Source organism: Hahella sp. NS-SX17 (assembly GCF_057367735.1).
In genome coordinates this window covers 1,096,245-1,117,452 of sequence record NZ_CM170632.1, presented here as the reverse complement: position 1 = coordinate 1,117,452, position 21,208 = coordinate 1,096,245, and the positions used below count along the sequence as shown (strand labels likewise).

Sequence of the window (21,208 nt, the reverse complement as noted above, 5' to 3'; positions counted from 1 at the left end):
CACACAGCCTCAGATGACATCCGTCGCCTGAGGCTTTTCCCCTGTTTCCATACTCAGACGCAGTGCTTTTTTCTCCTTCCTCGCCTCTCTCGCCCCTTTACGATTCTCTTTAGCGCTCTCCCAGACACCGCAGATAACTCCCAGAACAATGCTGGTCGGCAGAACCATAGACGGTATAAAGATACCCATTTTAGGCGACAGAGAAAAAAGCAGAAAAAACACGCCGTAGTCGAGCAAAGCGACAACCATGCTGATCAGCGTAATATGCAAAACCACCGTCTTTCTCGAATATTCCTTAAAGTAGGCCCACAGGAAATATCGACAGACTGCTGCTGAAAATAAGACTGAATAGACGACAAGAGGGAAGATGCCTGGCGGCAGCTCTTCAACGCCCCAAAAGGCCACCAGATAACCCACAATGGTGGATATGAAAACAGAACCTAAATAGATTCCCAGTGTTTCAACGCCCTTATCTATGAAAGACTCAGGAGCTTGAATCGCGCCGATTACGAAGAAAACCGTAACAACGGAAAACGCGCTAAAAAACGGCCCGGTGATAAGCGTGAATAGCAATACTCGTAGGTTCATAGGATCCCTGCGCTACTGGCGGCGGTTAGTCCTGTGCGTCGACAGCCGCTCGGTTAAATCCGAGCGGCATTATGCGCACATAGATCCACGACCGCCAGAGCCGAACCGAGAAGGCTAGCTGTCAGGCCTCCTTATATAAAACGGCTTCACTCCTTTTTAAGTTCATAGGTGAAGCCCGCCATATCCGCCGTCATCCTGTCGCCGTCAAAATCCAACACTTTGATTTTGGCGTAGCCCAGGTCAATGGTTTGTTCTTTCACCGTGAACGCGTCGGGAGAAATACGTCGTCCGCCCAGGTTCTGATAGAAGTTATCGCCCTCGAACTCCCACTTGTCGTTTTCGCCGTCAGACTCACCGTTCATGGACAGAATCAACCAGCTTCCCTGCAAAGCCTGCTTGCTCAGCTCCGCCGCTTGCACGCCTAACGCGAACACCGTCAGCGCGATACCTATGACCATTCTTTTCATTGCTTTAGATTCCATTATCCACTCAAAGGACTTAAGCATAGTCGAAAGACCCTTAACCGACTTCTCGCCGCTGCAGCAGTTCTTCCGCTTCCGCATAGACCGCTTTCATCTTCAGCGTCAGCAGCCCCAGCAGTTCCTGATAGCGGGCGTCATTGCGGTCGCCCCTGACCAGGGTTTCCAGTTCCGCCGCTATCGCTGACACAGCATTGGCCCCGACGGTGGACGACATGCCTTTGAGGCTGTGAAAGTGCCGCCGGGTTTCTTCGGGTTGTTCCGGCCACTGCGCCGGATAGAGTTCCATCAACTTGGGGGCGTCGCGCAAAAATAACTGAATGGCGCGGCAGTATATCCCCCAGCTATCGTTCATCCGCGCCAAGGCGGACGCCGCATCGATAGCGCCGCTACTATCGTCGGCGCTGGCGGCCTCTTCCGACGGAGCCGCCATGGTTCCGCTCCCCCAATTCGTCTGTTTAATCAACACTTCGAGCAGATGGTCAAAGTCGAAAGGCTTGCCGACGTGATCGTTCATTCCCGCAGACAGTGCGGCGTCCCGGTCCGACGACATCGCATTGGCGGTCATCGCGATGATAGGAAGGGCGTTCATTTTCAGTTTGCCGCGAATCTCCCGCGTGGCGGTATAACCGTCCATACCCGGCATCTGGATATCCATCAGCACCACGTCAAACATCGGTTCGGCATTTTTAATCGCCGCAACCGCCTCAAGACCGTCCGCCGCGATCTGCACCCCGGCGCCTTCGCTTTGCAGCAGCTCCATCGCCACCTGCTGATTAGTCAGATTGTCCTCCACCAGAAGTATCGACATACCATGCAGGCGCCTGCCGGCCACCAATATGACATCAGCGCGTCGAGAGCGATCGGCGTTAATGGTCTCCGCCGCCGCATCGAGAATCATGGACGCCGTCACCGGCTTGGTGAGGTATGCGTCAATCACCTTTGGCGAGACGAGGCGGCGGCGCTCCATTTCGTCCCGCGTCTGCGCGCTCACCATCATGATCAACGGCGCCAGGCCTTCCGGATGTTGCGTTTTGATCAACTCCGCGGCGCTCCACCCATCCAGGCCGGGCATCACCCAATCCATCAGCACCAGGTTGTAGGGTGAAGACTGTTCAGCCGCTTGCAATACTCTGGCGACGCCGTCTTCACCATTGACCGCCATGTCCGCGCTCCAGCCGAAGGATTCGATAATCCCTTTGAGCACTTCTCTCGCACTGGCGTTATCATCCACCACCAGCACACATAGCTCTTTGGGCAGGCTGCAGGTTTTCTTCGCCGCGCTCCTGGCTTGCGCCCTGGCGCAGAGAATGGAAAAGCGAAACACGCTGCCTTCGCCTTCTTTGCTTTCCGCCGTAATCTCTCCGCCCATCAACCTCACCAAACGCCGACAGATCGCCAACCCCAGACCCGCACCGCCAAACCGTCTGGCGGTTGAGGCTTCCGCCTGGGTAAAACCTTCGAAGATACGCTGCAGCTGCTCAGCAGAGATACCAATACCTGTGTCGCGCACGGAGAAAGACAAACCCAGTCGATCCTCTTCAGCGGACTTCAGTTGGACGGAAATCTCTACCTCCCCCTGCTCCGTAAACTTCACGGCATTACCCGCCAGATTAATCAGAATCTGCTGTAAACGCAGACCATCCAGCTCCAGCCAGTCAGGAATCTTCGGATCGATGTCGAACAACACTTCCAGGGGTTTGTCACCGATGTTGGCGGTAATGATGACGCCCACATCCTGCAGCAACTTATCCAGGCTGCAGGGCTCCACGTCCAGCGTCAGTTTGCCGGCTTCAATTTTGGAGAAATCCAGAATGTCGTTGAGAATGCCCAGCAACGCGCGGGCGGAGGATTCCGCCTTGTGCACATAGTCCCGCTGGCGTTCTTCCAGGTCCGTACGCTTGAGAAGATTGACCATTCCCAGTATTGCATTCATAGGGGTGCGGATTTCGTGGCTCATGTTGGCCAGAAACTCCGACTTGGCCTTGCTGGCGTTATCCGCCATGGCCTTGGCTTCACGCAGACGCTGCTCGTATTCGCGCTGCTCTGTAATGTCTCGATTAACTCCCAGCACCAGTATCGGTTTGCCCAAGTCGTTGAACTCCACTACCCCAGCGGCCTGCACATAACGCACCTCGCCGTTGGGGCGCACTATGCGATAGATGGGGTCATAAACGCCTTCTCCCGCCAACGCCGCATCGAGCTTGGCCGCCGTGGCGGCTTCATCTTCGGGGTGCAGCGCGTTGCGCCAATGACGGTGACTTAAACCCGCTTTATTTAATTCGTAGGGAACCTGATAAATCTCGAACATCTGTCGGTTCCAGGTCAGCGAGTCGCTCACCAGGTCCCAGGTCCAGATCCCCAGCTCGGCGACTTCCGCCGCTTTCAACAGCTGATCACGCATAGAGGTCAGATTACGCCGGTCCTGCACTTGCCGGGAAATATCCGTCGCGACGCCCAGATAGCCGCTGGCGCGATGGTTTTCATCCTGCAGTTCGGTCACTGACAGCTGCACAGGGAAACGACTCCCGTCCTTGCGCACGTAGGTCCACTCATGCTCATTGGAGAGTCCGCGCTTGGTTTTGGCGATGAATACGTCAAAACCCGGCGCCAGCTTTTCTCCTAACTCTTCGGAGAACTCCCGCGCCCTCGCCGCCACTTCTTCACGTAAATGGAAAACCGCCGGCGTCCGTTTGCCTACCATTTCGTCAGCGCGATAGCCCAGCATGCGCTCGGCAGCGGGGTTAAATAGCGTAATCAAGCCCTCCAGGTCTGTCGCAATGATCGCGTTGCCCGCATTGTTGAGAATAGCCTGCTGCAACGCCAGATAGCGTCGAATTTCCGCTGTCCGCGCCTCTACCTGACGCTCTAAAGACGCGTTCAGCTCCCTAATCTGGTTTTCTATGGAGATCTGCCGGCTGATATCTCGCACCGTCTTGGCGGCGCCGACAATTTCTCCATCCGCATTCCTGATCGGCGACACCGACACCGATACTTCCACGGTGCGCCCGTCCTTGCATCTACGCTGAGTGTTGAAGGGCTTAACCGGGCCGCCGTCTTCAATCATGCTCAAAAGACTTGTCTCTTCCGCCACCCGCTCTGGAGGCACGATAAGTTTCTGCACGAAGCGCCCGATCGCTTCGTCACGACGATAACCAAACATCAGCTCTGCGCCACGGTTCCAATCGGTGATCACGCCGTCCAGGTCCATTCCTAAAACCGCATCCTGCGCGCTTTCCACAATCGCCGCCATCCGCGCCTGTCCCACGCTAACCAGCTGTTTTTGCCGCATGTTCAACCAATAGAGATACAGAAAGCCTCCTACTACCGCCATGCCGCCCAACATGGCCAGCATGATATTAGAGACAGACCGCCCCACCCGCTTCTCCGCCGCCTCTTGAGGGTATGTGATGTACAGTTTGAGACTTCGATCCGGCTGTCCTTCCTGCAAAGCGACTTCACGACTGACAGCAAGCTGCGCGCCGCCCTCCCCCTCATACAGCGACATGCTCCGGAACAATTCTGAATCGAACTGAATCAGCTTGAATTCGTCCTCCCACCGGAAACGCTGCCCAAGGTCAAAGCCGAAAACTTTATTGCTATTGGTATGAATCAAGAAGTCGCCCTCCTGATTGGTGAGATAAATTTGATATCCCGACGGGGTCTGCTCAGTAAGGTCAGTGAACATAGCCTCGGCATCGATATTGATCACCAGAGCCCCAAAGACGGAACCAGCGGAATTGACGACAGGAGTCGCCACCCTCAATGTCGGAACATGGGGCCACTGCACCATTTCATACTCACGATTCAGGCTCAGATCAGACACATATATCGAACCCGGCGGTATTCGAACAGCCTCCTGGAAGTAGTATCGATGAGTCTTTGTCTGTAACTCGTCGTCGGAGATGATCTCCGGGAGCTGGCCCAGGCGGTCAACGCGCACAATTTCCTTGCCATCATTCGCCACGCCAATAAATCGCACCTGCGTAACTTCAGGATGAGTGACCAGATAACCGGAGAAAATGGTATTCAGCCGTCGTCGCCAAAGGGATAGAGAACTGTCTTCCCGAACGTCGTAGCCATCGTTTTCCGTGGCGCGAACGATGCCCTGAATAGGAGGAGTGAAAAGCAGAAAACGCACATCGTGGGAGAGTCCTTCCAGGCGCTGAGTAATTTTCTCCGCGCGGAAAGAAGCCTGTCCCCGCATCAGGGCGTCCACTTCCGAGTATATCCTGCGGCGCTCAACGCCAATACTGACGTAAACCACAAGCAGACAGACGCCGACAACCACTATCAGCGCAGCAATGAACCGCCATTGAGCTGAGGAGGATTTCCCTGACATCCAAGCTCCTGTCGCCAATCCGGCGAGCCCGGACAAGCGCCGCGCCAATGGCCGGCCGCCTCCCCGAGCCAGAAGGTGACACTGCGCCGCCATACGCTGGCGAACGCATGTTTACATCTATAAGAGATTAGCTGAAAAATCGGGACTACGCGGGTTCGTGTTAAGTCTCACGTTGTCTGATGACAGGCCAGTGACCAGGGCGATCTGCGACGCGGATGGAATAACCCCCAGCCTTAAGCCAGTGTCGCATCTCAGGGAATTAGGCATTCAAAATAAGACGCCCTCACTCCGGCTTACGATAAGCCATGACCTGACAATATTTACGATAGGCCAGGTCGCGACACTCTTCCTCTGGAGTCAGCATATCCGGTTGAATGCCGGTGAGTTGCATCAGGCGACTCTCCAGTTCCGGCTGCGCCTCGATGTCTCCATCATGGGAGATATGTCTGACGGAGATGCCTTCCCTTTGCAGGGCGTAGGCGATCAGCAGGCTGCGGTGGCAGCTGGCGGGGTCTTTCTCCGCGCACATCAGGACGATGCGAAAGCCCTTGTCCAGGCCGGCTTTGAGTCTCCCCACCCCACTCTGAAACAAATCAGATTGAATCAGACGGTCAAACTGCACCTGTCGGCTTTCGTCGTAGTGAGACGGGTCTTTGGAGCGCGGCCCCAGTTCTTCGCCAAGGTAGACATAGCGTAAACCATGGTTTTTGAGATGCTGGATCAGCGTTTCCCGATTGTAGTCGTGGAAGGCGCGACTGTAGGGAACCGAGCGTACGTCCGCCACCACGTCGATACGATGGCGCTGCAATTGCCCGATAAAGGCGTCTATCGGCTTGGTGGCGTAACCAATGCTGAACAAGGGAGGCGGGGGTGTATTCATTCCGCTTTGGATTCCGATGGCTCCAGGACCAGCCAGCGCTCATCAATACGGGTGGAAAAGCCTGCTGCGCGGGGATGCCCGCCACCGCCAAACTTCATCGCCACTTCCGCCACATTGACGCCGTCTTCCGTAGATCGCAGCGACCAGCCGCGCTTGCCGCCTTTATCACTGTACCCAGCGGCGAACGGATGACCTTGCGCCAACACGTTGAGTAATTCGCTGGTCACCGCCAGAGGACAATTAACGATTGGCGCCGCGTAGCCAGCGATTTCCCCCATCACCGCCCGCCCTTTGTAATACTCGATCATCTGCTCGCGGAAACGGTTGATGGCGCGTCCCTCGTCGGCCAGGCGCGACAGGGCGGCCCCGGACTGGGCCAGCTCATCCCATACCCCAAAGTCCTTGGGGTAAGACATCAACGCTGCGTTGACATCACGGCTGTCAGCGATGCGCCATTGCCAGAGGTCCCGGTCCTGAATCATGGCCAGCAAAGCAGGGGGCGGCTCTTCGTGGAAATACTCCCAGGCGATCACCGCGCCGGAGCGGCTCATATCAAATGTCAGACTCAGATTCGGGCATTCCTGATCCAGTCCCGCCACGTCTTCCGCAGCACTGATATGATGATCCAACACAATCACGGCGTCGGCGCTGGCGCACAGTTGCTTCATAGTTTCCCGCTTGTAGCAGAAATCCAGCAGATAAACACGCTTGCCGGCGGATTCAGGCGGCGGTTCGCCGTGGGTCGCGGCGTAGTAGTCCGCGTCCTGTTTATCCAACATCGTCAGGCGTCGATACGCCGCATAAGCGGCGCCGAAGCCGTCCAGGCAATTGCCATGATAAATTACGAGAGTCTGAGTCACCGATCGCTCACCTTAACAGTCCTGATTACTGCCATATATACGCTAAGTTCAGAGGACGGCTCAACGCCACTTTCCGGTATGCCAAAATAAAAAAGCCCGGCGCTCCTTCGGGAAGGCCGGGCTTTCATAAGCCTGCCGCCTAGGGCAGCAGCATACCGCGAATCATGAAATACAACAGGGCCGCCAGCAATGCGGACACAGGGACCGTAATCACCCATGCGGCGACAATCTTCTTGATGCTCGCACGCTTGACCAGCTCTTCCCGGTACACATTTTTCAGGCGCTTGCGCTCTTCTTTGGTGAGAGGCACGTCGTCCTTATGTTTCTTGGCCTGCTTCAGCATCTGTTTCATATCTTCCACGGACGCTTTTTCGAAGTTATTCAGGAATTTCTGCAGCTTCTCACGCTCCAGACCCGCATGCTCTTCCAGAATGAGGTGCAACTGGCTGGCGTAATTCACTTTCAGATACTCCCGCAGGAAGCCAACGCCAAAGACCGCGCCAACGGCAATGTGCGTGGAGCTGACCGGCAAGCCCAGCTGAGAAGCCACGATCACCGTGATCGCTGCAGCCAGGGCGATACAGAATGCCCGCGTTTTATCCAGCTCGGTAATTTCATTGCCGACCGTCTTGATCAGCTTAGGCCCGTATAACAGCAATCCTATCGCGATGCCCAAAGCGCCGACCATCATCACCCATAAAGGAATAGAGGCCTTTTGCACGATACCTTGATTAACAATGGCGTCATTAATGGCCGCCAGCGGACCAATAGCGTTGGCCACGTCATTGGCGCCATGGGCGAAACTCAACAGCGCCGCAGCAAAGATCAACGGAACCGTAAACAGCTTGTTGACGCTTTCACGGGTGTTTTCCATTTTCCGCGCAGCGCGCCCCACCATCGGCAGTAACGCAAAGTACAACGCCGCCGAGACTCCCAGGCCTATCAGCAAGGCGGTCATGAAATCCAGCTTGATAATATTCTTGGCGCCTTTGAGCAACAGATAAGTTATGAACGCCCAAGCCATGATTGAAATCAGAATAGGAACGTAACGCCGCGCCGCGCCCAACTTGTCATCTTCATACAACATAGAGCGCTTGACGAAGTACAGGGTTCCCGCCGCGATAACGCCCCCCATTGCCGGCGAAATCACCCAGCTGGCCACGATAGCGCCCATTTGCCCCCAGTTCGCAACGCCAAAGCCGCCAGCTGCGACGCCTGCGCCCAATACGCCGCCAACAATGGAATGGGTGGTGGATACTGGCGCGCCCAAATAAGTCGCTACGTTCAACCACAGTGCCCCGGCCAGCAGCGCCGCCATCATAAGCCATATAAAAGTGGTGGAGTCTTGAATGAAGTCCGGGTTGATAATGCCATTCTTGATAGTGCTGACAACGTTGCCCCCAGCGACCAACGCCCCCAGCGCTTCAAATATTGCCGCCAGCGCCAGCGCGCCCAGCAGCGTGATCGCTTTCGACCCCACAGCGGGGCCCATATTGTTGGCTACGTCGTTGGCGCCAATATTCAGCGCCATATAACCGCCGATCATAGCGGCGACTACAAGCAGGTATCCTCCCTCAAGATCGCCGATCCGAAGGTTGGTGTATATCAGGATGCCCAGAATAAAAAGTAGCGCAATACCAATGCGGGCCAGTTCCTGCTGCCCACTGGAGGCGGCTTCTTCCAACTGGCCCAGGTTGCGAAACTCCATCAGATATTCCCCTCAGTAAATTTGAAGGCGCAACTTTAACAAAACAGTCATCTTATGGACATAGTCCAAAATCGCGGAAATAACGGCTATTAACGGGGAAAATCCTGGAAGATTGATCTGCGTCTCGCCAGGTTATTGATTCAACCGATTATTTTGTATACATTAGGCGAGTTCGTGCATCAAGAGAAGGACTGACGTCCTCACCAACCTGCCGACCTGGGCAAGGTGGTGCCAGAACCAATTCAGGAAACATTTTGTTTAAGTCATTAATGTCGATTACCAAACGAATTACCAAGGGCATGTTACCAACCGGTAAATAAGCCCCGATCGTTTGCGCCTCTTTAGGCAATGGACATTAGAAAAACTCCCACGTGCGGGAATGACTTAACCAAAAAACTGTTTCCGGGTTCTGAGATGTGGCCATCCTGGCAACTCACAGGCAAGCCCCACGTCAGTTCTCGCACGTTTTAATCGATAGTATTAACGTGGAGAACCAAGAACATGTCATTAACCGCTTCAATAGCAGATCAAGCTGAGGCCCATGAGCTTCAGGATCAGCCCGAGCTTCCGCCGCCCAACCTGGAACAGCTTCTGACTTCCGGTGCGGTAATCAGCCATTATGTCCATCTTTGTCCCCTGTATGTATGGATGGCGCAAGGTTCATACTGTTGCAAGACTCAGGGAAACCACACCAGCTATTGGGTTTACGCAGAATTCCGGGATCGCCGCGGCGCCAGCCGTTACGCCAGCTTTCGATTTTCCTCCTCGCAGCAGGCGCTGGATTTCGTCCGCTTCAGGCTGGCCGCCGTGTCGTTGCCGGGCATCAGTTCAGAGCAAACCCTTCGCCGCCCGTTAGGTTAATCCGACGGGCGACGCCTGATTTTCCGGAGTTCCGCCGACCGCCGCCATCGCTTCCCGAAATAATTTTTAACAATTGTCGCGGGAAATACCTGATAGTGTCGGCAATTTATCGAATATATGTGGACTATAATAGAAACAGTCACTTGCAGAGGCGGCCATAACAATAAAACATGACAGAGCGTAACCGCAAAACCAACTTTCATCTGTTAAGCGCAGTCCTCGATGAAGAAGCCAAGGTCGTCAGCGTCATTAAAGCGCTGTCTTATGCGGCGTCCTTCACCTCTTTCGTTATTGGCGTAAAGTCCTGGCTGTGGTCCCATACCGCGCACGCTTCCGCATTATTTCTATTCTGCGTGCTGATGCTGATGAACGTCATTTCCTACAACCGCACGCGCAATCAGCAACTGTTCAAGACCCTGTTTCTATGGCTGGTGGGCCTGTTATTTCTGTATCTCATCGCCGGCGGCGGCGAGAGCAATACCGGCATCCTCTGGTTTTACGTGTTTCCGCCCTTCGTCTTTTATGTGGCGGGACTGCGCACTGGCAGCTGGATGTTGATCATCATGGTGGCCCTGATCGCCATCATCTTCCGTTTCCCGGAACTTCCCTGGGTGCGCACCGTCTACAGCCTGGATTTTCAGCTCCGCTTCGCCGCAACAGTCTCTTTCGTCTCAATCTTCGCCTTCGTTATGGACCACTCCCGGCGCAAGGCGCGTCAGGAGCTGATCAACATGGCGCGACTATACGAGAGAGCCGCGCGCACTGATGAACTGACCCAATTGCCGAACCGGCGCGATATGCAGCAGCAGCTTGAGAAAGAGTATTTCCGCTACAAACGTCACGGCAGCCACTTTTCCGTCATTTTGCTGGACATCGATCACTTCAAGATGATCAACGACACTTACGGTCACGACGCCGGCGATTTTGTGCTGATGAAAATTTCAGAACTACTTGTCGGCGCCTGCCGCAAAATGGACATGGCGGCGCGCTGGGGCGGAGAAGAGTTTCTCATTCAATTGCCGGATACGTCATTGGTGCAGGCCCTGACGCTGGCGGAAAGGCTGCGCAAGAACATCGCCGCCAGTCCGTTGCAGTACAAGAATCAGGAGATCAGCTACACCATCAGCTGCGGCGTTTGTTCTATCAGTCAGGCGAAAGATCTGGCCTCTCTACTGAAGCAGGCGGACGTCAACCTGTATCAGGCGAAAATCAAAGGCCGCAATATGGTGATCCCGTTAGTAGTGCAAAAGGCCAGTGAAGATGAGCCTGTCTAAACGCGTCAAAGCATCGCCAGAATGGCTTCCCACTCATGGTGCTGCACCGGCATCACGGAGAGACGGCTGCGTTTGACCAGGGCCATGTCCTGCAACGCCGGGTTAAGCTTGATCTCCGCCAATGGGACGACGCGGTTCAATTTACGCACAAACTTCACCGATACACACCACCAGCGCGGATTGTCCTGTGTCGATTTCGGGTCGTAGTACGGCGACTCCGGATCAAAAGAAGAGGGGTCCGGCCAGGCCTCCCGGCACACTTCCGCGATGCCCGCCACACCAGGTTCCGGGCAGCTGCTGTGATAGATGAACACCTGATCGCCCTCTTTCATCTCGTCACGCATAAAATTACGCGCTTGATAGTTACGCACGCCATCCCAGCCTGACACGCCATCCGGGGAGTTCGCCAGATCATCAATGCTGAAAGCGTCGGGTTCGGTTTTCATCAGCCAATACGCCATGAGTTGTTCCTCCTGTTGAGCCGAAAGGTGGCGGGGCTAAACAATAAATGCAAAGACAAAAAAATTCTAACCCCATCCTCCCTTAAAATTCCTGACGTGGGCGCTTACAATACCTGACTGAATTAATCGGACATTACATCGTCCCAGTAACCGGAAAAGAGTATGAAAAAGATTGTTATCTGCGTCGGCACGGTATACGGCGCCGCACTGGAAACCGCTGAGGCGGTGCAAAAGGCGCTGACGGATAAAGGGTATGAAGTTCGGGTGGCGCAAAACCCCACTCTCGAAGACATAACAGAAGCGGACTCCGCCGCTTTGATCTGTACCTCAACCACCGGCAGCGGCGACTTGCCTGACAACATTGCGCCCCTATATGCCGCGCTTACCACAGAGTTCCCCAATATCGTCGGCAAGCCTTTCGGCCTCATCACTCTGGGCGACAGCTCTTATTTCGACAGTTATTGCGGCGCGGGGGATCAAATGGAGTACGCCATGACTGAGCTTGCGGCGGTAAGAGTCGGAGACGGACTCAAGATCGACGCGATGGAAACCGCTGATCCAGCGGCGGAGGCCATTACTTGGGCGCTGGAGTGGGCGCAGCAATTGCCGTAAGTCCCCCCCGTCGCACGGTTTACCAACCGCTTCTCGCAGGCCACTGCTTCTCAGTGGTCTGCCTTTTATCGCTGCAATAAACGCCCAAGGTTGGCGCGAACGCCCATCCCTTCCTAATCTTAAACTGTAACCGCCGCCTTCGCTTCGCCCCATTATCGCCATTGTGGGACGACGCTAATTGTTGAACTCAGAAGAACAATGCCCAATATCAAAGCGTTTCTGTTCCTGTGCCTGCTCATTCTCAGCGCCCATTGTCCGGGGGAAACGGACACGCCGCTCAACAACATCAGCGCTGAGGATAAGTCCATCCCGACTCTCGCCTATTGGCGGGATAACTCCGGAGAAGTAAACCTGGAGACGCTGCTTGGCGATCCCGACCGTCCCTGGGAGATTATCGCCGCTAACCACGCCAACTTCGGTTACACCAACGACAGCTTCTGGTTCCGGTTCACGCTCGCCAACGCATCCGACAAGCCGAAACGTCGCTTGTTAGTTGTAAGAGCGCCTCATCTGGATGATGTTTTATTCGTAGAACTGATCAATGGGGAAGTCGCCCGGAGCAGTCAAACGGGCGAATACTACCCCTTCCCTCAACGGGAAACCCTGCATCCTCTTTATATCTACCCGGTAGAACTCGAACCAGGCGAGTCTCATGAGTTTATCTTCCGCATCCAAAGCGAAGGCTCCCTGAGCCTGCCGCTGGAGATCTGGAAGGAGGACGCGTTCTACCTGCGCAATGACCGGGAAGCCCTCACCCACGGCCTGTATTACGGATTTCTACTCTTCGTCGTGACATTCAACCTGTTTATTTTTCTCGCACTTCGAGAGCCTATGTACCTGTTCTACGTCATCTTTACCTTGATGATCCTGTTAGTGCAGGCGACGCTGCAAGGCCGTACGTTCCAGTTTCTCTGGCCTGGCGCGCCACAGTTGCAGAACTTCACCATTTTGATCTCCGTGCCGTTGATCGCCCTGTCAGCCGCGGAATTTTCCCGGCGTTTTCTGAAACTGCCTGTCAAAGCCCCACGCCTGAATTATCTGCTGATCGGCATCAGCATCGCAGGCGCCGCCTCTATCGTCGGCGTATTCGCAGCGCCGCCGCACCTGTCAAAGGGCGTCTCCACTGCGCTGGTGCTAATCACCGATCTGATCCTCGTTATTATCGGCCCTTACCTTTGGTGGAAAGGCGTGCGCTCCGCCCGCCTGTTTACCTGCGCCTGGCTGATGCTGGAGCTGGGCGCCAGTTTAACCCTGTTGCTGGTCCTCGGTGTTGTTCCGCATAACCTGCTGACCGCCTACGGCTTCGAAATTGGTTCTGCGGCAGAAGCCGTGCTGCTGTCAGTCGCCATTGTGGAGCGTATCTATGTCGAGCGAAACGAGCGCCTCAAGGCCCAGGAACAAATCATCGAAGAGCAGCAGGAACTGCAATTACTGGAGCAGCGCCGCCTATACGAAGCAACGCACAGTCATGTCACGGAGTTGCCCAGCCGCGCCTATCTGGAGCGTTTCATCACAGACCGAATCAGCGCCCGGCCCGAGTCCCCCTTTATGGCCTGTTTGATCAGCCTGCAGCGTTATCGCGACATTGACCGCACCCTGGGCAATGAGAACGCGCGCCAGTTGATGTATCAGATCGCCCACCAGCTCAACGAGTTCATTGAAACGCTGGATGGCGTGATCGCCATAGAACAGTCCGTACAGGGGCCACTCTATGTGGCGTCGCTGGATGAAATCACATTGGCGATGTTGCTGGAGCGGCGCCGTGACAGCGAGGCGGATCACGAGGTGCAGGCGCTTTCCAATTTCCTGGGGCGGCGCATTCAGTTTGGTTACCTGTCACTGGACCTTGATCCCCGTTTCGGTTTGGCCGCGTACCCCACCCATACCGACAACGCGGAAGGTCTGCTGAGACTGGCCCGCATCGCCTTGGACGCTACTCACCACAGCAAAGGCTGTGCGGCGATTTACCAGTCCCAGTACAACCCCTACAGCGAGCGCCGCCTTACCTTACTGGCTGAACTGGATAAGGCTATAGACGCCAACAGACTCAGTCTGCACTTCCAGCCGCAACTGGATATTAACGCCGATGTCATCACGGGATTCGAGGCTTTGATCCGCTGGACTCATGACGACTTCGGGCCGGTCTTCCCCGATGAGTTCATTCCGTTAGCGGAGCAGGCCGGCCATATCACCAAACTCACGCTTTGGGTGATCAAACAGGCTCTGGCCCGTTTACACGAATTAAGCGAGGCTGGCTACGATGACATCGGCATTGCCGTGAATATTTCCATGGTGGATCTGGAAAGCGACAGCTTTATCGAGAAAGTGCAACAATTACTGGATAGCGCCAGCGTTCCCTCCTCGCGGTTGACGCTGGAGCTCACAGAAACTGCGTTAATGCGCGATCCCGAAGGGGCGCTCTGTGCGCTGCAGGCCCTCAGAGCGTTTGGCGTGCTGATTGCGCTGGATGACTTTGGCGTGGGTTACTCATCCCTGTCTTATATTAAGAAACTGCCCTTGCATAAGGTGAAAATTGACCGTTCGCTGGTCACCGATCTCGCCAGCGCCCCGGACGCCGACATCGTCGCTCGCACCGCCATCGAAATGTCCCACGGGCTCGGCTACGAAGCCATCGCCGAAGGTGTGGAGGATGTCGAGTCGCTCAACCTGCTGCGCTCCATGCATTGCCGCTATATCCAGGGCTATTGGCTGGCCCGACCGATGCCCTGGGAATTCGCTATTGAATGGTTGCGCACCTACGCCGCCCATGCTCAGGAGCGGGCGGCGGAACGGGACGTACGCGCCAAGTCCGGCTGAGGGGATTACAGCGCAGACACCAGACGAGTTTCACCGATTTTCATGACCTGCCTTTGCGGCCCTGAGCCAGGAGCCAGAAAGCGGTCCCGCGGCTCCCAAAACGGCTCCGTGGTCAGCCGCACTGTGCCCCAGTGCATCCCCACTAATCGCGCCGCCTTCAGGTCCTTGCCCATTGAAATCGCTTCTTCCGGGCTGGCGTGCACCCCCGCGAACACCTCCCGCGGCGCATAGGCCCCGATCGGCACAAGGGCGATATCATAGGGCCCGGTCAGCTCGCCAATATGCTTAAACTCATCGCCATACCCGGTATCGCCAGCGAAAAAACACTTAACTCCCCCACCTTCTATCGCGAAGCTGGCCCACAATGTCTGGTCCGCATCCCAGAGGGAGCGCCCGGAAAAGTGATATGCCGGCAACGCGGTATAACACACGCCCTGGATACGACAGCTCTGGTACCAGTCCAGCTCAATAATCTTGCGATATCCCAACCGGATAAAATCCGGGCGTAATCCCAAAGTAGTGACCACCTGCACGTTCTCTTTGTTTTTCACCTTCGCCAAAGTCGGTGCGTCGAAGTGATCATAATGGTTATGAGACATCACGATGACATCTATATGCAGGTCTTCAATCTGCAGCGGCGACGCCACCAGACGCTTGGGACCGCTGAACTGCAGAGGCGAGGCCCGCTCGCCCAGAAACGGGTCCGTCAGTATGGCCAGATCTCCCAAACGCAGATAAAAACAGGACTGCCCCAGCCAGGTCAGGCTTTGCTCCGCCTGCGCCGCCGCCAATTCCGCCACCGCCGCATCACGGCGCAGACAGTGATCGTGGGTGGCTCGCACCGAGTCATTGCCATGACGGAACAGCTCCCAAAGGACTTTCGCCATTTCGGAAGAATGTCGGCCATCGTGATGCCCTCCTGGCGGCGACCGGAAGCGACCGCCTACATGGTGGGGACGATTGCGGTATGCGTGGGGAACATCCAGGTCCAGTATTTTGGTCATGCGCCAGTCTCTCAGTGATATTGGAAATCTTCCGCCCCCGAGCTCTCCAGAGGCGTTTATTGTTACGAATAAAGCACACTTAGTAGCTTAATGGCTCAAACTAGTAGCTTAATGACTCAATCCGTGCGTCGACGAATCAGCGCTTCCTGCGCGGTTGACGCCACCAGTCGACCTGAACGGTCATAGATCAGCCCACGGTTAAAGCCGCGACCATGAGAGGCGCTGGGGCTGTCCATCGCATACAGCAACCAGTCATCCACGCGAAAGTCGCGATGGAACCAGACAGCATGATCCAGGCTCGCCACCTGCATGCCTCGCTGGAAAAAAGAGACGCCATGGGGATGCAGACTGGTTCCCAACAAACCGAAGTCAGATGCATAAGCCAGTACGCATTGATGCCAGCGCGCGCCCTCAGGCATATCGCGCACTGCCCGAAACCAATTGTACTTTTTCGGCTCCTGCTTCTCTGGATTCAATGGATTGACCGGATTCAACGGACGGATTTCTATCGGGCGTTCACGAGTCAGCTGCTCACGGCGACTCTCCGGAATCAGATCCTTGAAACGACGACGCATCTCCAGTTCCGAAGCAACGCCTTCCGGCGCCGCCACATCGACCATCGGCTCTTGATGTTCAAACCCCTGTTCCGGCGTCTGAAACGAGGCGGTGAGAGTGAGTATTTCCTTACCGTGCTGCCGCGCGGCGACACGTCTGGCGCTGAACGAGCGACCGTCACGTATCGGCGTCACCTCATAAATAATGTCATGATCCGGATCGCCGGCGCGCAAAAAATAAGCGTGCAGGCTATGAGCGATCCGCGTCTCGTCGACAGTACGATAGGCCGCCATCAGCGCCTGACCGACCACCTGACCGCCAAACACATTCTTAAATCCCAGGTCTTCGCTTGAGCCCTGAAACAGGTAATCGTCAAGCGCGCGCAACTGCAACAAATCCAACAATTTCTGGACTACATCGTTCATCTCGCATTCCTGTTTGAGTAGGTCATAAAACTTTAACTGACCGCCGGCCAGCAGTAAATCAACCCGCTTTCCGAGACGGCTTGCATCAGGCTTCAAATGACCCTAACCTAAAACAGGTCGCCCTGCTGCTGACTTAAGCGTGGGCCGCCCGCCCTGTTATTGACTTGGAAGACGTCTAAGTATAAAAAGCAGCCCGCAGCTATCGGGCTGGCTAACGATCAATACTACAGCTTCCGGAGACCGGCAAAATGAAAAACGCCGTCAATATCGCCTTTCCCGACCCCGCTTATTCGCACGCATGTCCGGGCTGCGGACGTCCGGCTCAATGCGACCTGGAGAAAGGCAAATCCACTTGCTGGTGCTTCTCTCTCCCGTCTTCGGGGCTGACTTCCGAGCTGTTCACGGAAGGCGCCAAGTGTTACTGCAGAAGCTGTTTGAACGAACGCCTGCAAGCCAAACAACGCGACGCGGACGCCGCAGACTGACCCCATTGGATCGCGCTTGCTGCGCATTCCACAATGGCTGTGAGCCTTGCTCCCTCCGTGACCAATCAATGATTCTGAATATAATGATAATCCAGGTTTGGTAAACTTTGGCCCGGCGCCATTTTGAGCTAGTATGCCAGCCAAATAACGTACAACTGAACGAGATAAGAAAAGTTCAACTGGGGAAGACAGATAGACTCTGCATCCGGCCTTGTCGCCGCCTCAAATCAAACACGGACTACCGAATAATGTTTATTTCCAAAAAGCTATACCGTCTCTTCACCGCCTCCTCCCTGGCCCTGGCGATTGCAGCCTGCAGCAGCACTCCCGTGTTAAAGCAGGAGCCCGCCGCCGTTTCTCTGGATGAGGCGAAGCAGCTATACGCCCAAATGGAAACCGCGCGTGACAACGATGTGCACCTGTATGCGCCGGACGCTTATGGAAAAGCCGTGGAAGCCTACAATGAAGCGCTGGACCTTTCCCGCAGCAAACCCACCGTCGCCGCCGCTAAAGCCCAGGCAGGCCTGACTTACGCCGCCCAGGCGGAAAAGCAGGCGGACGCCGCCCGCGGCAAACTGCAAGCCATAGAGAACGCCCGTCAGGCGGCGATAGCCGTGAGCGGAGATGAGCTGCTCGGAGACGAGTTCGCTTCCGCCGACAAGCAGCTGCGCGATATCGCCGCGCAACTGGAGAAACAACCCGGCGCCGACAACAGCAAAGCCCAGACCGCCCTCGCAGGCGTATACCGGGATATCGAACTGCGCTCACTGAAACTGGACGTGACAGGCAAAGCCCGTAAGGCGATCGAGCAGGCGCGTAAAGAGGATATCGACGACCGCGCCCCCAAAACCCTGCGGGTAGCGGAAGAGGAAATGCTGCTGGCCCTGTCCACCCTGGAAAATGACCGCACCCAGCAGGAAAAAGCCCGCCGCCACGCCAACAACGCCCTGACTCAAGTGGAACACGCCCGCGCCATCGCCACTCAGGCCGCAGACTTCGACACCAAAGACGCCAGCCTGGAAGATATTTTACTATGGCACGAAGCCAGACTGGCCGAGGCCGTGCAGCCTGTCGTTCCTGAAATTCCTTTCGAGAAAGGGCCGGCGCAGGTCAAAGAGTCCATCAACGAAGCCCTGAACCGACTACAGCAGGAAAAGCTGACTCTGCGTCATGCTTTGACGGAGGCGGAAGTCCGCGAGGTCCAAAGCGCCGCCAGTCTGGAAACAATGAAGCAGGAAATGGAGCAGAAGCTGTTAGCCGTCCAGTTGGAAACCGATGCGGCCAAACGCGCCAACGAAGAGATTCAACGCCGCTTTGAGTTTGTACAAGAGCTGTTTACCCTGACGGAAGCCGACGTTTACCGGCAGAACGCCAATGTCCTGATCCGCGCGCATGGCTTCAAATTCGCCTCCGGCTCCAGCGAAGTGCAGCGGGACAACGTGACCCTGCTGAACAAAATCATCGACGCAATTGAAGCCTTCCCCAATTGCAAAATTCGCATTTCCGGTCATACTGACAACCGCGGCGATCGGGCCCTGAACCAGTCTCTTTCTGAGAAGCGCGCCAGCAACGTCGCCAAGTTCCTCGCCAATGTCGGCAGCATAGATTCCAGTCGGATAGAAGCAGAAGGCTTCGGAGCATCCCGTCCGGTGGCGAACAATGACACCAAAGAAGGGCGCGCGGCTAATCGCAGAGTTGAAGTGCTGATTATCAACGACGCCAATCTACCTTAGTTCAATATTTCCTTGGTAACTTATGAAAATAGCCATTTTGTCGCGCAATCCTTCTCTTTATTCCACCTCCCGTTTGAAGGAGGCAGGTGAAAAAAGGGGGCATGAGGTGCATGTAATCGACACACTGCGTTGTTACATGAACATGGCGACCCACAAACCCACCATCCATTACCAGGGTCAGGTGCTGGAAGGGTTTGACGCCATCATTCCCCGGATCGGCGCATCCATCACTTTCTACGGCACGGCGGTATTGCGCCAGTTCGAAATGATGGGAGTATTTCCGCTGAATGAGTCCGTGGCCATCTCACGCGCCCGCGACAAATTGCGCTCATTGCAGTTGCTCTCACGCAAAGGCGTGGGCATGCCGGTCACCGGATTCGCCCACTCCCCTGACGACATTCGCGACCTGATCTCCATGGTCGGCGGCGCACCGCTGGTCATCAAGTTGCTGGAAGGCACGCAAGGCATTGGCGTGGTGCTGGCGGAAACCCGCAAAGCCGCAGAGAGCGTTATCGAAGCCTTCATGGGCCTGAAAGCCAACATTCTGGTGCAAGAGTTCATTAAGGAAGCCGGCGGCGCCGATATTCGTTGCTTCGTGGTTGGCGATAAAGTCGTCGCCGCCATGAAAAGACAGGCGCAACCGGGCGAATTTCGCTCCAACCTGCACCGGGGCGGCCAGGCGTCCGTGATCAAGATTACTCCGGAAGAGCGCTCTACTGCGGTAAGAGCCGCCCGCGTCATGGGTTTGAACGTGGCTGGGGTCGACTTGCTGCGCTCCAACCACGGCCCCTTGGTCATGGAGGTTAACTCTTCACCGGGTCTGGAAGGCATAGAGAACGCAACCGGCAAGGATATCGCCGGTTTGATTTACGCCTTTATCGAGAAGAAGATTCAGGAAAATAAATCCAGCACCCGCACCAAAGGACAGGGCTGAGACGAACAAGGCCCCATTCAATCGCGATGAATGGGGTCCAATTGCTGGGCCAGCTTTTGTTTTTCCATCACATAGGCCCCAGTTAAGGCAAATCCTTCCAGCCCGCCGTCAGCATTAACAAACAGGGCTTTCACGTCACAATCTCCAGACTGCTCTACCTGCCAATCCCCATCCGCACCTACAGGCGGAGGGGCTACGACTACCGGACATGCGGGGGTTTTCACCACTACCGGCATCACCCCGTAACTGACTTGGGTCGGCTCGCCGGCCAGACTTTTCGCCAGCGCTTTGGCGCAGGCCATCAACGGCAACACATACAAAAGCACATGGCCGTCCACTTCCGCACAGTCGCCCAAGGCGTAAATATCCGCAGCGCTGGTGCGCATTTCCCGATCCACGACGACACCGCGCTTAACTTGAATGCCTGCGTGCTTGGCAAGCGCCGTCCGCGGCCGCAACCCGACGGCGGAGAGTACAATATCCACCCGTACTTTGACGCCGTTATCCAGCGTCAGCTCCACGCCATCGCCAACATCTTCAACCGCTGTCGCCACCTGCCCCAGATGAAATACCGCACCTTGCCCTTGCAGGCCTTTCACTACGGCATCACCTGCCGCTTTCGGCAGCATCCCTGGCAAGGCAGTATCAGAAGGCGCAATCAACTCGACTTCATAGCCGCCTTGCAACAGATCGTTAGCAAACTCACAACCAATCAGACCTGCGCCGAGAATCGCCACCCTCTTCTTGCCATGCAACGCGTCCCGGATACGACGGTAGTCCATTAGATCATTGACCGCAAACACCTTGCCTGCGCCAGAGCCGGGAATGTTCAGCTGAATGAGATCCGCGCCCCAGGCCAACACCAGCTTACTGTACGTCAAGGCCTCTTCGCCGATAAACAGGCGGCGTTCCTCCGGGTCCAAGGCCGTCACTGTGGCGAAAGTACGCACTTCAATATTCAATTGCTCGGCCATCTTGCCGGGATCGGCCATGGAGAGCTGGTCTGCGGTTTTGGCCTTGGCGAAGCCGGTGGAGAGCATGGGTTTGGAGTAAGAATGACCGTCGTCCGCCGTCAGCATCAGCACCGGCGCGTCCTTATTGAGTTTGCGGAACTCACGAGCAAGCGTGTAGCCAGCGAGACCGGTTCCGATAATGACGATGGGCGCAATATCCGGCATGACGTATCCTTT

At 55.8% G+C, this 21,208-nt stretch carries 17 protein-coding genes and 1 riboswitch; of the genes, 7 read left to right on the top strand and 10 right to left on the bottom strand.

All coding sequences use genetic code 11. The features are described from left to right. Positions 1-9 precede the first annotated feature (9 nt). From AC2IBB_RS05095 to AC2IBB_RS05070, 6 genes are all read right to left on the bottom strand, one after another. Positions 10-588, bottom strand: a complete 579-nt coding sequence (locus tag AC2IBB_RS05095; protein WP_486331823.1) for a hypothetical protein — start codon at positions 586-588, stop codon at positions 10-12. A 146-nt stretch (positions 589-734) separates the two neighbouring features. Then, positions 735-1,055, bottom strand: a complete 321-nt coding sequence (locus AC2IBB_RS05090) for a hypothetical protein (RefSeq protein ID WP_486331822.1) — start codon at positions 1,053-1,055, stop codon at positions 735-737. 52 nt (positions 1,056-1,107) lie between these two features. Then, positions 1,108-5,409, bottom strand: a complete 4,302-nt coding sequence (locus AC2IBB_RS05085; RefSeq protein WP_486331821.1) for a PAS domain S-box protein — start codon at positions 5,407-5,409, stop codon at positions 1,108-1,110. A gap of 283 nt (positions 5,410-5,692) precedes the next feature. Further along, entirely contained in the window at positions 5,693-6,289 is a 597-nt protein-coding gene (locus tag AC2IBB_RS05080) for a DUF488 domain-containing protein (RefSeq protein WP_486331820.1), read from the bottom strand. After that, complete coding sequence (locus tag AC2IBB_RS05075) at positions 6,286-7,149, bottom strand: DHH family phosphoesterase (protein ID WP_486331819.1); 864 nt, start codon at positions 7,147-7,149, stop codon at positions 6,286-6,288. The genes AC2IBB_RS05080 and AC2IBB_RS05075 overlap by 4 nt, the downstream gene beginning before the upstream one ends. Before the next feature lie 139 nt (positions 7,150-7,288). After that, positions 7,289-8,857, bottom strand: coding sequence for an inorganic phosphate transporter (locus tag AC2IBB_RS05070; RefSeq protein WP_486331818.1), 1,569 nt, complete (start codon positions 8,855-8,857; stop codon positions 7,289-7,291). A gap of 171 nt (positions 8,858-9,028) precedes the next feature. Beyond that, positions 9,029-9,120: riboswitch (SAM-I-IV-variant riboswitch) on the top strand. A 238-nt stretch (positions 9,121-9,358) separates the two neighbouring features. On the opposite strand from AC2IBB_RS05070, the gene AC2IBB_RS05065 reads away from it, so the two are divergent. After that, positions 9,359-9,718 (top strand): hypothetical protein, encoded by a 360-nt coding sequence (locus AC2IBB_RS05065; protein ID WP_486331817.1) that lies wholly within the window; start codon positions 9,359-9,361, stop codon positions 9,716-9,718. Positions 9,719-9,888: 170 nt separating this feature from the next. Next, positions 9,889-10,992, top strand: a complete 1,104-nt coding sequence (locus AC2IBB_RS05060; protein WP_486331816.1) for a GGDEF domain-containing protein — start codon at positions 9,889-9,891, stop codon at positions 10,990-10,992. Between the two features lie 5 nt (positions 10,993-10,997). Here AC2IBB_RS05060 and AC2IBB_RS05055 read toward each other — a convergent pair whose 3' ends face one another. Beyond that, positions 10,998-11,453: an EVE domain-containing protein gene (locus AC2IBB_RS05055; RefSeq protein WP_486331815.1), complete on the bottom strand. Its 456-nt coding sequence runs from the start codon at positions 11,451-11,453 to the stop codon at positions 10,998-11,000. Between the two features lie 162 nt (positions 11,454-11,615). On the opposite strand from AC2IBB_RS05055, the gene AC2IBB_RS05050 reads away from it, so the two are divergent. Then, the gene (locus AC2IBB_RS05050; protein ID WP_486331814.1) at positions 11,616-12,065 is read left to right on the top strand and encodes a flavodoxin; all 450 of its coding nucleotides are present in this window, start codon (positions 11,616-11,618) and stop codon (positions 12,063-12,065) included. Positions 12,066-12,263: 198 nt separating this feature from the next. Continuing rightward, a complete protein-coding gene (locus tag AC2IBB_RS05045; RefSeq protein WP_486331813.1) occupies positions 12,264-14,882 on the top strand; it encodes an EAL domain-containing protein in 2,619 nt (872 codons plus the stop codon). A gap of 5 nt (positions 14,883-14,887) precedes the next feature. Here AC2IBB_RS05045 and AC2IBB_RS05040 read toward each other — a convergent pair whose 3' ends face one another. Together AC2IBB_RS05040 and tesB are read right to left on the bottom strand one after the other, a co-directional pair. Continuing rightward, complete coding sequence (locus AC2IBB_RS05040) at positions 14,888-15,886, bottom strand: MBL fold metallo-hydrolase (RefSeq protein WP_486331812.1); 999 nt, start codon at positions 15,884-15,886, stop codon at positions 14,888-14,890. A 116-nt stretch (positions 15,887-16,002) separates the two neighbouring features. Further along, a complete protein-coding gene (gene tesB / locus AC2IBB_RS05035) occupies positions 16,003-16,866 on the bottom strand; it encodes an acyl-CoA thioesterase II (protein ID WP_486331811.1) in 864 nt (287 codons plus the stop codon). A 248-nt stretch (positions 16,867-17,114) separates the two neighbouring features. On the opposite strand from tesB, the gene AC2IBB_RS05030 reads away from it, so the two are divergent. The 3 genes from AC2IBB_RS05030 (at position 17,115) to rimK (ending at position 20,018) form a co-directional block, all read left to right on the top strand. Next, the gene (locus AC2IBB_RS05030) at positions 17,115-17,351 is read left to right on the top strand and encodes a cysteine-rich CWC family protein (RefSeq protein WP_486331810.1); all 237 of its coding nucleotides are present in this window, start codon (positions 17,115-17,117) and stop codon (positions 17,349-17,351) included. Between the two features lie 248 nt (positions 17,352-17,599). Then, positions 17,600-19,084: an OmpA family protein gene (locus AC2IBB_RS05025; RefSeq protein ID WP_486331809.1), complete on the top strand. Its 1,485-nt coding sequence runs from the start codon at positions 17,600-17,602 to the stop codon at positions 19,082-19,084. Between the two features lie 22 nt (positions 19,085-19,106). Beyond that, a complete protein-coding gene (gene rimK / locus AC2IBB_RS05020; RefSeq protein WP_127968342.1) occupies positions 19,107-20,018 on the top strand; it encodes a 30S ribosomal protein S6--L-glutamate ligase in 912 nt (303 codons plus the stop codon). Positions 20,019-20,035: 17 nt separating this feature from the next. On the opposite strand, the gene AC2IBB_RS05015 is transcribed toward rimK, so the two are convergent. Then, a complete protein-coding gene (locus AC2IBB_RS05015; RefSeq protein WP_486331808.1) occupies positions 20,036-21,196 on the bottom strand; it encodes an NAD(P)/FAD-dependent oxidoreductase in 1,161 nt (386 codons plus the stop codon). Positions 21,197-21,208: the final 12 nt, after the last annotated feature.